Raw genomic sequence first — 12,111 nt, 5'->3', positions numbered from 1 at the left:
CGCGGCCCGCGCGGCCGAGCAGGCGGCCCAGCGCCCCCAGCCGCCGGTCATCGTGCAGGTGCCGCCCAGCAGCCCACCGGTGGTGGTGCCCAGCTATGGGCCGTTCTACCCGCCGCGGCCACCGCATGGGCGGCCTCCACCACCTCCACCGCCGCAGCCACCCGACACCAAGGCCGACGGCTACAACTGCAATGTGTTCCGTTGCTACGACGGCAAGGGCAACACCTACCCCCGCCCCTGACCGGCCGCCAGCCCCTCGGCCACCGTGGGCCAGGCCAGGCGCACACGCAGCTCCCGCAGCATGCGCGTATTGCGCAGCCGGCGTGATTCGCTCATGAAGCTCAGCATCATCGGCGGCAACACCTGCTGTGCCTCCTGGCGCGACAGGCGCGCAGGCTGCGGCAGACCGTAGATCTGCGCCGCCAGGTCAAAGTAGTCGCCCATGCGCAACTCGGTGTGGTCGCAGATGTTGTAGACGCGCTGGGGCCGGCCGCGCCACAGGGCGGCGCGCAGGGCCTGCGCCAGATCGTCGGCGTGGATGTGGTTGGTGAACACATCGTCCGCCTGGCGCAGCACTGGCAGCCCCTTGCGCAGGCGGCCCTGCGGTGTGCCGCCCTCGCGGTCCGGCGCATAGATGCCGGGAATGCGCAGCACATTCACCCGCGCACCGCTGCGCCGCCCCCAGGCCCGCAGCTGCTGCTCGGCATCCACACGGCGGCCGGCGCGTTCGGTGCCCGGCTGCAGCGCCCGGGTTTCGTCCACCCAGGCCCCGTCGCAATCGCCATAGACCCCGGTGGTCGAACCATAGACCAGGCCCTGCGGTGCCGGGCCCAGCGCCCGCAGCAAGCGGGCCGTGCGTGCATCGCGCGCGCCCTGGCTGGCCGGGGGCGCCAGGTGGATCACACGCTGCGCCACGCCGCGCAGGCGGCGCAGGCTGCGCGCATCGTCCAGATTGCCCAGCAACGGCGTGATGCCCAGGGCCTGCAGGGCCGACCGTTTGTCGGGCGACGACGTCAGCGCCAGCACCCGCGGCCCGTGCCGGCCGGTGCGCCCGGCCTGGGCCTGCCACTGGCGCGCCACGCGCTGGCCGACATCACCGCAGCCGACGATCAGCACACGCGTGCGGCGAAAACGGGCAGGCAGTGCGCGCGGAGGAAATTGGTTTGGAGGCAAAATCGGGCATCCCCATAGATAAGCCATGCAGGGGCCGCAACCATTGCGGCCCCTTGCATTTGTAACGTCTGTCGTAGGCCAGCGCCCTGCAACACAGGTGCTGGCGGAGCAACCACCAAGGATAGCCAGAAGATGACTGCCCCCGCCTTCCAGATCACCGTGCAACCCAGCGGCCGCGCATTTGCAGCCACCGACAGCGAGACCATTTTGGCTGCCGCCATCAGTGCCGGCGTGGGCCTGCCCTATGGTTGCAAGGATGGTGCCTGCGGCTCGTGCAAGTGCAAGAAGCTCAGCGGCGAGGTCACGCACGACAGCCACTCCGACAAGGCGCTGTCCGCCCAGGAACTGGCCGATGGCTATGTGCTGACCTGCCGCGCCACGGCGCACAGCGACGTGGTGCTGGAGTCGCGCCAGGTGACGGATGTCAACGCCCCGCCCATCAAGAAGATGCCGGTGCGCGTGAGCGCGCTGGACAAGCTGTCGCACGACGTCATGCGCGTGCAGCTGCAACTGCCCGCCAACACCGTGTTCAAGTACTTTGCCGGCCAGTACCTGGAATTCATCTTGCGCGATGGCTCGCGCCGCGCCTACTCCATGGCCACCGCCCCCCACGTGCAGGCCACCACGCCCGGCGTGGAACTGCACATCCGCCACATGCCGGGCGGCCTGTTCACCGACCATGTGTTCGGCGGCATGAAGGAAAAGGAAATCCTGCGCGTTGAAGGCCCGTTCGGCAGCTTCTTCCTGCGCGAAGACTCCGACAAGCCCCTGGTGTTCCTGGCTTCCGGCACCGGCTTTGCGCCCATCAAGGGGCTGCTGGAGCACATGCAGCACCAGGGCATCACCCGCCCCATCAGCCTGTACTGGGGTGGCCGCCGCCCCGAGGACCTGTACATGCACAGCTGGCTACTGGCCCTGCAGGCCAGCATGCCCCATCTGCGCTATGTGCCCGTGGTGTCCGACGCCCTGCCCGAAGACCAATGGACTGGCCGCACCGGCTATGTACACCAGGCCGTGCTGGATGACTTTGCCGACCTCTCCGGGCACGAGGTCTATGCCTGCGGCGCCCCCGTGGTGGTGGATGCGGCGCGCACCAGCTACATCGGCCAGCGCGCCCTGCCCGAAGAGGCCTTCTTCGCCGACGCCTTCACCAGCGCTGCCGACCACTGATCCGGAGCCGCCACTGCACACCAAGGCCGCCCGGAGCGGCCTTTTTGCTGCACCTTACGATTGCATACAAAACCCCGTACTGGACAACGCAGGGTCTTGGTAGTAGTGCGCACCAAAAGTGCGCAGACTGCCCCATGACGCACAAAACACGCAACTTCCTCGCATCGCCTGCAACAAAAATCCAAAACCCACCCCATGCCATCACTGGACGACATGAATCTTGCACAATGTCCGACATGAACCGTCGAAACATCCTGCTGTCCTCCGTGGCCCTTGCCGCAGCAATGGCCTCTCCTTTGACCCAAGCAACTGAGCAGCCCATCCGCCTGATCGTGCCCTATGCACCCGGCGGCCCGCTGGATGTCACCTCGCGGGCCCTGGCCGAACGCGTGCGCGAAAGCCTGGGCACCGTGATCGTGGAAAACAAGCCCGGCGCGGGCGGCAACATCGGCGTGGACGCCATTGCCAAGGCCGCCCCCGATGGCAAGACCATCGGCCTGGCCGCCACCGCCACCCACGGCGTGAACCCCTGGCTGTACAAAAAGCTGCCCTTCGACGCCGCCAAGGACTTTGCCCCCATCACCCAGATGGTGCGCGTGCCCAATGTGCTGGTGATGAACACCGAACGCGCCAAGGAGCTGAACATCAACTCCGTCGCCGACCTGGTCGCCTACGCCAAGTCGCACCCTGGCAAGCTCAGCTACGGCAGCGGCGGCAATGGCAGCTCGGGCCACCTGGCCGGTGAAATGTTCAAGCAGGGCATGGGCTTCACCGCCGTGCACATTCCCTACCGTGGCGCCAACCCCGCGCAGTTGGCCCTGCTGGCGCGCGAGGTGGACTTCAACATCGACAACCTGGCTGCGGCCTCGGCCAACATCAAGTCCGGCAAGCTCAAGGCCCTGGCCGTGACCACCGCCGCCGAAAGCCCACTGCTGCCCGGTGTGCCCGCGCTGTCCAAGAGCATCCCCGGCTTCGCCATCGACACCTGGTGGGGCCTGGTGGCACCGGCCGGCACCCCGGCCGACGTGATCGACAAGCTGAACAAGGCCTTCACCGAAGCCCTGAAGGACCCCGAAACCCAGAAGCGCTTTGCCACCCTGATGGCCGAGCCCGTGCCCACCACGGCCAAGCAGTTCGGCGACTTCATGGCCGCCGAGCGCGCCAAGTACGAGCCCGTGGTCAAGGCCTCCGGCGCCAGCGTCGACTGACACCGTTGCCAGCACAGCGGACCAAGGCACCTGCGGGTGCCTTTTTTTGCACCCGGTCTTGGGCCAGGCCAGCCGCCCCCAGGCACCATCTATCCCATTCAGCGCACGGCCGTGCGCAAACACAAGCACAAGCGCTAGCTGCGTGCACAGGGTCGCCCCAAACCCCAGTACACCGGCAACCAGTACTTACCCGCAGTCGCCACCGGCCTTGCATGCCTGGGGTACAACCGACACACGGACGAGGCTGCAGCACCGCCGCCACGCCCCAGGAGGAGAGGACCATGCCCAAAATACGCCACAGCTACCAATTGCACATTCAGCTGTGCGACATCAAACCCGCCATCTGGCGCCGCTTGGTGGTCAGCGACTGCACCAACCTGGCGCAACTGCACCGGCTGATCCAGGCCGCCATGGGCTGGAGCCCGCGCCACGATTACCTGTTCGAGATCGCCGACCAACGCTACGGCCAGCCCAACCCCGACTGGCCCGAAGATCCGACCATGGACGCCCGCCGCTACAGCCTGGGCCAGCTGCTGCAAGGCCAGGCCTTGCCCATGCGCTACGTCTACAACCTGGCAGACGAATGGCTGCACCGCATCAAGCTGGAAGCCTGCACCCCGCTGTCCGGCCCCGAAGCGCTGGGCAACCTGCCCCTGTGCCTGGACGGTCGCAACACCTGCCAGCCCGACAGCGGCAGCGATGGCGCCGATGCCCCGCCCTTCGACCTCGCCTCCACCCAGGCGCGCATCCAGGCCCTGGCCCGTGCCCGCACCACCCCGGAGGCCCGTGCAGAGACTGCATTCGTATAAAGGCTATTAAAAAAGTGAGCATCAAGCGCCTTAAAAGCCTAGGTCTCACGGACGAAATGCTGCCAAACCTTGAATGGGTAAGCGCAGCACGCTCACTTATCAATACCCCACATCTGCGATTCGACACCCTGGGGTCGGCATTTATTGATCCGCGTCATGTCCCGGGGTAAAAATCGACCCGATCTAAGTCTTCAGGCGGCTATTTCACCCAAACCTGTAAATTCAGCATCAAAATAAGTGTTGACTGGACAGCTGGAGCCCTGGCTTCACGTCTGCCGAGCACCTCTCACTTCACTGATTGATTCGGAAGGATTCGCGCTATGAAAAAGACTCTGATGACGCTGGCCCTGCTGGCCGCTGGTGGCATTGCTGCACCTGCCATGGCTGCCGACTGCGCCGTGACCGTCGAAGGTAACGACCAAATGCAATTCAATGTGAAGAACATTGAAGTGCCCAAGTCCTGCAAGAGCTACACCGTGACCCTGAAGCACGTGGGCAAGATGCCCAAGTCCTCCATGGGCCACAACATGGTGCTGACCACCACCGCCGACGCCACGGCCACGGCCGCCGACGGCATGAAGGCCGGCGCTGCAGCCGACTACGTGAAGGCCGGTGACACCCGCGTGATCGCCCACACCAAGGTGATCGGCGGCGGAGAGACCACCAGCATGACCATCGACGTGGCCAAGCTGAAGGCCGGTACCGACTACACCTACTTCTGCTCCTTCCCTGGCCACTCCTTCATCATGAAGGGTGCCCTGAAGCTGGGCGCCTAAGCGTCCGCCGCTTCCGAGCCCAGGCCACCAGCCTGGGCCGCCCCACAGCCCCGTGCGCTTGCGCCGGGGCTGCGTGCTTTGTGGGCCTAGCAATTTCACGCCAACCAGGCTGCAGCGCGCATTCAGTGGACGCACAATGCACTCTTTTTCATAGCATCTGATTGCCTCCATGTCCACGCAAAGCTTTGAACTGGCGTTCTTCACCATCGGCGAACTCGAGGGCCTCAGCGGTGACGCCACCACCCGCACCGCCCACATCGACATCCCTGCCGAGTGCCTGCCCGTGGCTGCCACGCTGCAATCCGCCCGCCAGTGGCTGACCGGGCAGCATGCCCAGGTCGACATGGAATGCGCCGCCGACCTGCCGCTGCGCGGCCACTTCACGTTCCAAAACGCCCAGGGCCACCAGGGCTTCCACGTCGACAGCGCACAGCTGGTGGCCATCGACGAAGGCTTCGTCGTGCGCGCCAGTCTGGACAACGGCGTCTGCGTAGAAAGCGATGTGCTGGCCCTCAGCCTCTAAGACCTGCATCCGCCCCTGACACGGCCCGTGCCTTGCACGGGCTTTTTTGCGCGGCTGTCACACCCGCACGGCCAAGCGCCCCCGGCCTGGCGCTGACAGCGCGATGGCCCCTCGCCCGGCTTGCATTTCTGGCAGCCGCCGCCAAGATGGCAGGCATGTACCCCGGAGAACGCTTCAACGCCTGGTCCCACCTGGTCGGCGCCGTGTTTGCGCTGACGGGGGCGACGTGGCTGATCGTCACCGCCAGCCTGCGTGCCGACGCCCAGGCCATCACCAGCGTGGCCATCTACGGCACGGCCATGGTGCTGCTGTATGCCATCTCCACCGTCTACCACAGCGTGCGCGGGCGGGCCAAGCGCATCCTGCGCAAGTGCGACCACCTGAGCATCTACCTGATGATTGCCGGCAGCTACACGCCATTTTGCCTCATCAGCCTGCGCGGAGCCTGGGGCTGGAGCCTGTTTGGCGTGGTCTGGGGCCTGGCCGTGCTGGGCATGCTGCAGGAAATCAAGCCCCGCAACGCGGCACGCGTGCGCTCCCTGGTGATCTATGCAGTGATGGGCTGGGTCGCCCTAGTGGCCACCGGCCCGCTGCTGCAGGCCCTGGGCCCTGCGGGCTTTGCCTGGCTGGCCGCTGGCGGGGCGCTGTACAGCGTCGGCGTGGTGTTCTTCGTGCTGGATGGGCGCGTGCGCCATTTCCATGGCATCTGGCACCTGTTCGTGATTGCCGGCAGCCTAGCCCACTACGTCGCGGTGCTGGGCTACGTCGTGCCGTGACGAAGCAGGCCTACGCCTGAAATCGCAGCGCAGGCGGCAGTTGATTCCTCAGGGGTTTTCGTCGAACAGCAGGTTCTGCTGCCGGTGCAGATCGCCAGGCCCGGCCTGCGGGGCGCTGTCCGCCTCGGGCAGCAGCGGGAAGGCCAGCACCTCGTCCCACAGCACATGCGGCAGTGGCTCCCAGTGCGCCACCAGCACCCAGCGCGGTGGCTGTGCCGGATCGGCCAGGCGGTCTTCCAGCGCGTCCAGGGCCTGGCACAGGTAGTGGATGCCGTCGCTGTCCAGACCGGCGATCGGCTCTTCGATCAGGGTCAGGCGTGCGCCCGAACACAGGGCCGCCACCAGCCCCAGCTTGCGCAGGCTGCCGGTCGACAGGTGCCACAGCGGTTTGGACAGGTGGGTTTGCAGGGCAAAGCCTTCGCAATGCTGGCGGCAGTCTGCATCGCTCCAGCTGGGCCAGTGGCTGGCCAGGGTCTGCAGCCATTGCTGGGCGGACATCTCACGGTCGTGCAGTGGCTGGCGCGGGTTGTGCCAGTACACCTGGTCGGTGTAGGCCTGGGGGTCTTCCTGGCTGCAGACGCCAGCGCAGCGCACCTGGCCGTGGGCGGGCAGCGCATGGCCAGCCAGCACCGGCATCCAGCGGGCGGCCTCGTCGCCGGTGTCGTCCACCACCACGCACAGCCCCGGGGGCAGTGTTTCGCTCCAGCCCGTGGCCCTGGCAGGCGCATTCACGGGCCACAGGTCGGTCCAGGCCATTTCGGGCTGGACATGGTGTTCATGTTGCTTGTGCATGCACGACCTCCCTTTTCCCCCTCTAGCGAGGTTTGAAAGCAATGTATGTCAGCGCATTGCCCGCCGTCAAACCGATTCCCTGCGCCACCGAGGCCCATCCAACCCCTGGTCAATCCGTGGTTTTTTGTTATTGGCTCGAAGTGAATTGCTATACGTTTTGATTCTTCGATTTTGTAACAAGGAGAAATACATTGCGAAATACCACCGCTGCCGCTCTGGCCTTGGCCACCGCCGTCGCGCTGACCGGGTGTGAAACCATGGCCGACACCCAGCGCAACACCGCCCTGGGCGTGGGCATTGGCGCGCTGGCCGGCGCCGGCATCGCCAAGGCCACGGGCGGCAAGGCCGGTACGGGCGCACTGATCGGCGCGGCCGTGGGGGGCGTGGGCACCTACATCTGGTCGGCCAACATGGAACGCCAGCGCCAGGAGCTGGAAGCCGCCACGCGTGGCACCGGCGTGACGGTGTCGCGCACGGCGGACAACCACCTGCAGCTGGCCATCCCCAGCGACATCTCGTTCGACAACAACAGCGCCACCATCAAGAGCCAGTTCCGCCCGGTGCTCAACAGTTTTACCGACAGCCTGCGGCGCAATCCCGGCACCCAGGTCATCATCGCCGGCCACACCGACAGCACGGGCGGCGCGCACATCAACGACCCGCTGTCCCTGAACCGCGCCAACGCCGCCCGCGACTACATCTTCAACCAGGGCGTGCGCGGCCCACGCATCCAGACCGAAGGCCGGGGCGCCCGCGAACCCGTGGCCTCCAACGAATCCGCCTGGGGCCGTGCCAAAAACCATAGCATCGACATCTTTGTGGCCCAGTCGCAGTAAGCCTGGCTATGGACAACGGCCACCAGATCCACCCGCCACGCCTCGCGCCTGCCGGTGCGCGCAGGCCGTGACCGGGCGCTGCAGGTAAAGGCCACAGAGGCAGATCGCTGTGCCGGCTGATGTGAAGTCAAGACTTTTCACTACACCACGTCAATTAACACATTTCGAAACAAAATCCAATTTGGAAACATCGCGTAGTGCATGTTCACATTCGGTTTCTGAACTGCGGGTCTGTGGTGAAAGGCGTGCAGCACCAGCCGTTGACAGGATGAAGGGCCCGGCGACCGCAGTTGGACCCTGAGCACGCGGTACGCGATCCCAGACCAGGGCGTCAAAGCGCTGGCAGTTCCCTGGCGCCGCCGGTAGGCCGGATCGGCAACGCTCTGACCCTGGCTATGGCCGGAACACGCGTGTCACCCCACCCTTGCTGGCGTCTGCGGCGCCAGGGAGTTGTAAATGCCGGATCTGATGACCATTGCCTTCATGATCGCCTTGTCCTCGGTGACTGCGGCCTGCATGGTGGCATTTGTGGGGCGCACCCACCGGCACGAGGGCGCTCCGCAGACGGTAGCCACCCTGGTGTGCTACGGCATGACCTATCTGTCGATCAGCCTGATGGCGTCGGCCGGGCACGTGCGCTGGTTTCTGGCGGCCTACGGCTTCTTTGCCTGCGGGCAAAGCTGCTGGATCTGGGCCCTGCACCGCTTCCACCAACTGCGCCCACCGTACGCGCTGCTGGTGGTGCTGCCCATTGTTTCCGTGCTGGGGTTGTCCATGGACAGCATCTCCGCGTCGCTGCGCGTGCAGCTCATCAGCAGCCTGTTCCTGGGCTATGAAATCTGGGCCCTGTACCTGCTGACCCTGCGCCGCGCCGAAGCCATGAACCGCGGCACCATGGTGCTGATCGTGGGCACCCTGATGTTTGCCGCAGCCCTGCTGCTGCGCCTGCACACCCCGGCCGTGTCGCTCACGCTGCGCGACACGGCAGCCTCCACCCCACCGCTGCTGCTGTCCTTCGTCATCCTCAGTATCGCCATGCACTTCAAGTCCACCGGCTTTGTGATGATGTGCCACGAGCGCAAGCAGGTGCTGCTGGACCGCATGGCCAACGTGGACGTGCTGACCGAGCTGCCCAACCGCCGGGCCCTGATGCACAGCCTGGAGCATGTCTGGCAGCAATGCCAGCGCTGCCACACGCCACTGAGCGTGCTGATGGTGGACGTGGACCACTTCAAGCGCGTCAACGACGCCTGCGGCCACCCCGAGGGCGACAAGGTGCTGGCCCAGATCAGCCGCGTGCTGCAGTCCCATGTGCGCCCCAGCGACATCGTCGGCCGCTACGGTGGCGAAGAGTTCGTGATTGCCTGCCCGCACACCGCCAGCGCCGAGGCCCAGGTGCTGGCCGAGCGCCTGTGCGCCCAGGTGCGCAGCGCCGTCTCGGCCTACCACGACACCAGTGCCTGGCCCATCACCATCACCATCAGCGTCGGCCTGCATGTCTGCCTGCCGGGCGACGGGCAGACGCTGGAGGACATCGTGCTGCTGGCCGACCAGGCGCTCTACCACGCCAAGGCCGCCGGCCGCAACCGCGTGCACCTACTGATCCCCACGCCAGGCACCCGCTTCGGTACCTGAAGGCTGCCCCCTTCTCGTCTGCGCCATACCCCCATCGCAACGCGGCGCGCTTGCCCAAACCAGGGTCCACTGGAGACAATGTCCCACCCCTGGTATTGATGAGAGAGAGAGAACCACACCATGATCGTTTTAATCACCGGCGCTTCGGCCGGTTTCGGCGCCGCCATGGCCCGCAGCTTCGTGCAGGCCGGTCACCGCATCATCGCCACCGCCCGCCGCAAGTCCAAGCTGGACAGCCTGGCGGCCGAGTTGGGCGCGCAGCTGCTGCCCATCGAGCTGGACGTCACCGATGCCGCCGCCGTGGCCGCCCTGCCCGCCCAGCTGCCCGCCGACTGGGCGCAGGTGGACGTGCTGGTCAACAACGCCGGTCTGGCCCTGGGCCTGGGCCCCGCACAGCAGGCCGATCTGGCGCAGTGGGACACCATGATCGACACCAACTGCAAGGGCCTGGTCCACATGACCCGCGCCTTCCTGCCCGGCATGGTCGAGCGCAAGCGTGGTCACGTCATCAACATCGGCTCCACCGCCGGCAACTGGCCCTATGCCGGGGGCAACGTCTACGGCGCCAGCAAGGCCTTTGTGCAGCAGTTCAGCCGCAACCTGCGCACCGACCTGTTCGGCACCCCAGTGCGCGTGACCAACATCGAGCCCGGCCTGTGCGGCGGCACCGAGTTCTCCAACGTGCGCTTTGGCGACGATGCCAAGGCCGCCAAGGTCTATGAGGGCGTGGACTTCATCACCCCCGAAGACATCGCCAACACCGTGCTGTGGGTGGCCCAGGCGCCCAAGCACATGAATGTGAACGCCATCGAGATCATGCCGGTGCAACAGTCCTTTGGCGGGCTGGCCGTGCACCGCGGCAGCTTCTGATCCAGATTTTTGCCAAAAAATGCTGCCAGCCCTTGCCCTGCAAGCGCTGGCAGCTCTGCTTTTAAAACCTCTGGCGCGCCACCAGCGCGGGTTGCAGCACCAGTGCTTCAGATTACGAACCGGGCATTGTTAAATGCGGCGCATTCTGCGGACGTTTTGCGCGCTAGCGCCCGGGTCGCCCGTGACCAAGCGGCACGCCCACCGCACGGCCCGCAGCACCCAGCCAGAGGCGGGCCTAGCCACCAAGAACACACAGAGCATGCCGTGGTGAGCCTGAGGCGCGCCCCGTCCGGCAGTTGGTGCCCCACCGCCAAGGCCGCCGGCACTCAGCCCGCGTCCGACGTCAATCCGTGCGAGGACACCCACAGCACCTGGGCCTCGCCCTCGCTGCCTGCCACGCAGGCATGGCCCAGCCGGCTGTCGAAGTAGCAGGAATCGCCCGGCTGCAGCACCAACGGCGCTTCGCCCTCGGTGTGCAGGTGCACCGTGCCGCGCAGCACATAGACCATCTCCTCGCCCGCGTGGCGCAGCAGCTGCGGGAACTGCGCCACCTCCCGCGCCCGCAGGGTGGCCAGCAGGGGCACAAAGCGCTTGTCCGCCAGGTCGGTGTGCAGCAGCTCGTAGACATACGGATCGGTGCGGTGCACCACCCCCTGGCCGGCCCGGGTCACGCTGCGGCGCGGGCCGCCAGCGTCCGGCGGGCTGGGCCTGAACAGCTCGCCCACCTCCACCTGCAGCGCCTGGGCCAGGGCGGCAATCTTTTCGTAGGTGGGCGAGAGTTGGCCGTTCTCGATCTTCGACAGGGTCGAGGTGGCGATGCCGCTGCGCGCGCCCAGCTGCTGCAAGGTCAGGTGCGCCGCACGCCGCAGCAGGCGCAGCTTGTGCGCCAGCACCTCGGTGGTGGTCGTGCCGGCAGGGGCGGCTTCGGGGTGGGGTGAGGTCATGGCAGGACGGCGGCAGCAACCCGGCGCGGGCGCTCCCAGTGTAGGGCCAAGCCCGCCGTGCGCACCGGGTAAGTCCCCTGCCCCCAGCGCGCCGTGCCGCCTAATATTTCGTAAACGAAAATTTACCGTGCCGCCGCCATGCAGATCCTCACACAGCCTCAGACCGAGCACCACCTGCCCTTCGCCGCCCTGCTGCCGGCGCTGGAGCAGATGTTCACCACCGGCTGCGAAGTGCCGCTGCGCCACCACCACGCCATCCCCGGGCGCAGTGCCGACGAAGACGGCATCCTGCTGCTGATGCCCGCCTGGCAGACCGGCCAGCGCCTGGGCGTCAAGACCGTGTCCATCTTCCCCGGCAACGCCCGCCAGGGCCTGCCCGGCCTGCACTCGGTCTACATCCTGTACGACGCGCGTACCGGCCAGCCGCTGGCCGTGCTGGATGGTGACACCATCACCTCGCGCCGCACGGCCGCGGCCTCGGCCCTGGCGGGCGTTGCCGGGGAAGATGGACACGGTCTTGACGCCCAGGCGCTGGCCGGTCTGCCAGGCGGGCATCAGCAGCAGGATGCCGTCTTCGTCGGCACTGCGCCCGGGGATGG

General features: G+C 66.6%; 12 protein-coding genes and 2 pseudogenes. 11 read left to right on the top strand and 3 right to left on the bottom strand.

The annotated features are described in order from the left end of the window. A pseudogene (locus SJH88_RS16680) lies at positions 1-241 on the top strand (hypothetical protein); the annotation flags it as partial. Here SJH88_RS16680 and SJH88_RS16675 read toward each other — a convergent pair. Then, positions 226-1,173 carry an SDR family oxidoreductase gene (locus SJH88_RS16675; protein ID WP_390887265.1) on the bottom strand — a complete coding sequence of 316 codons (948 nt, stop codon included), beginning with the start codon at positions 1,171-1,173 and terminating at the stop codon, positions 226-228. The pseudogene SJH88_RS16680 and the gene SJH88_RS16675 sit on opposite strands and share 16 nt — an antisense overlap. Before the next feature lie 132 nt (positions 1,174-1,305). Between SJH88_RS16675 and SJH88_RS16670 the strand changes: the two genes are divergently transcribed. The 6 genes from SJH88_RS16670 to trhA all read left to right on the top strand — a co-directional run bounded on the left by SJH88_RS16670 (position 1,306) and on the right by trhA (position 6,435). Further along, a complete protein-coding gene (locus SJH88_RS16670; protein ID WP_274755128.1) occupies positions 1,306-2,343 on the top strand; it encodes a CDP-6-deoxy-delta-3,4-glucoseen reductase in 1,038 nt (345 codons plus the stop codon). 236 nt (positions 2,344-2,579) lie between these two features. Continuing rightward, complete coding sequence (locus SJH88_RS16665) at positions 2,580-3,551, top strand: Bug family tripartite tricarboxylate transporter substrate binding protein (RefSeq protein WP_274755127.1); 972 nt, start codon at positions 2,580-2,582, stop codon at positions 3,549-3,551. A gap of 281 nt (positions 3,552-3,832) precedes the next feature. Next, on the top strand, positions 3,833-4,360 hold the full coding sequence (locus SJH88_RS16660; RefSeq protein WP_260675068.1) for a plasmid pRiA4b ORF-3 family protein: 528 nt from the start codon (positions 3,833-3,835) through the stop codon (positions 4,358-4,360). 320 nt (positions 4,361-4,680) lie between these two features. After that, positions 4,681-5,136, top strand: a complete 456-nt coding sequence (azu, locus tag SJH88_RS16655) for an azurin (protein WP_042415445.1) — start codon at positions 4,681-4,683, stop codon at positions 5,134-5,136. A gap of 169 nt (positions 5,137-5,305) precedes the next feature. Continuing rightward, on the top strand, positions 5,306-5,659 hold the full coding sequence (locus SJH88_RS16650) for a hypothetical protein (RefSeq protein WP_274755126.1): 354 nt from the start codon (positions 5,306-5,308) through the stop codon (positions 5,657-5,659). Between the two features lie 155 nt (positions 5,660-5,814). Further along, a complete protein-coding gene (gene trhA / locus SJH88_RS16645; RefSeq protein ID WP_045267771.1) occupies positions 5,815-6,435 on the top strand; it encodes a PAQR family membrane homeostasis protein TrhA in 621 nt (206 codons plus the stop codon). Between the two features lie 48 nt (positions 6,436-6,483). On the opposite strand, the gene SJH88_RS16640 is transcribed toward trhA, so the two are convergent. After that, positions 6,484-7,227, bottom strand: a complete 744-nt coding sequence (locus SJH88_RS16640) for an ATP-binding cassette domain-containing protein (protein WP_274755125.1) — start codon at positions 7,225-7,227, stop codon at positions 6,484-6,486. A 191-nt stretch (positions 7,228-7,418) separates the two neighbouring features. Here SJH88_RS16640 and SJH88_RS16635 point away from each other — a divergent pair, with 191 nt between their 5' ends. From SJH88_RS16635 to SJH88_RS16625, 3 genes are all read left to right on the top strand, one after another. Then, positions 7,419-8,063, top strand: coding sequence for a YiaD family glycine zipper/OmpA-like lipoprotein (locus SJH88_RS16635; RefSeq protein WP_274755124.1), 645 nt, complete (start codon positions 7,419-7,421; stop codon positions 8,061-8,063). 456 nt (positions 8,064-8,519) lie between these two features. Next, positions 8,520-9,698, top strand: a complete 1,179-nt coding sequence (locus tag SJH88_RS16630) for a GGDEF domain-containing protein (RefSeq protein WP_274755123.1) — start codon at positions 8,520-8,522, stop codon at positions 9,696-9,698. 120 nt (positions 9,699-9,818) lie between these two features. After that, a complete protein-coding gene (locus SJH88_RS16625; protein ID WP_274755122.1) occupies positions 9,819-10,568 on the top strand; it encodes an SDR family NAD(P)-dependent oxidoreductase in 750 nt (249 codons plus the stop codon). Between the two features lie 326 nt (positions 10,569-10,894). On the opposite strand, the gene SJH88_RS16620 is transcribed toward SJH88_RS16625, so the two are convergent. Next, complete coding sequence (locus tag SJH88_RS16620; RefSeq protein WP_274755121.1) at positions 10,895-11,512, bottom strand: helix-turn-helix domain-containing protein; 618 nt, start codon at positions 11,510-11,512, stop codon at positions 10,895-10,897. Between the two features lie 138 nt (positions 11,513-11,650). Between SJH88_RS16620 and SJH88_RS16615 the strand changes: the two are divergent. Next, positions 11,651-12,111: pseudogene (locus tag SJH88_RS16615) on the top strand (hypothetical protein); the annotation flags it as partial.

It is taken from the genome of Comamonas sp. GCA5 (genome assembly GCF_036541385.1).
In the GTDB taxonomy this organism is placed as follows: Bacteria; Pseudomonadota; Gammaproteobacteria; order Burkholderiales; family Burkholderiaceae_C; genus Comamonas; species Comamonas aquatica.
This window is presented reverse-complemented; position numbering and strand designations above follow the sequence as displayed.

Excerpts from the sequence above, each read along its gene's own strand:
- SJH88_RS16660 (WP_260675068.1), top strand. The coding sequence starts at position 3,833 with ATGCCCAAAATACGCCACAGCTACCAATTGCACATTCAGCTGTGCGAC.
- SJH88_RS16630 (WP_274755123.1), top strand. The coding sequence starts at position 8,520 with ATGCCGGATCTGATGACCATTGCCTTCATGATCGCCTTGTCCTCGGTG.
- SJH88_RS16665 (WP_274755127.1), top strand. The coding sequence starts at position 2,580 with ATGAACCGTCGAAACATCCTGCTGTCCTCCGTGGCCCTTGCCGCAGCA.
- SJH88_RS16650 (WP_274755126.1), top strand. The coding sequence starts at position 5,306 with ATGTCCACGCAAAGCTTTGAACTGGCGTTCTTCACCATCGGCGAACTC.
- azu (WP_042415445.1), top strand. The coding sequence starts at position 4,681 with ATGAAAAAGACTCTGATGACGCTGGCCCTGCTGGCCGCTGGTGGCATT.
- SJH88_RS16670 (WP_274755128.1), top strand. The coding sequence starts at position 1,306 with ATGACTGCCCCCGCCTTCCAGATCACCGTGCAACCCAGCGGCCGCGCA.
- SJH88_RS16625 (WP_274755122.1), top strand. The coding sequence starts at position 9,819 with ATGATCGTTTTAATCACCGGCGCTTCGGCCGGTTTCGGCGCCGCCATG.
- trhA (WP_045267771.1), top strand. The coding sequence starts at position 5,815 with ATGTACCCCGGAGAACGCTTCAACGCCTGGTCCCACCTGGTCGGCGCC.
- SJH88_RS16640 (WP_274755125.1), bottom strand. The coding sequence starts at position 7,227 with ATGCACAAGCAACATGAACACCATGTCCAGCCCGAAATGGCCTGGACC.
- SJH88_RS16620 (WP_274755121.1), bottom strand. The coding sequence starts at position 11,512 with ATGACCTCACCCCACCCCGAAGCCGCCCCTGCCGGCACGACCACCACC.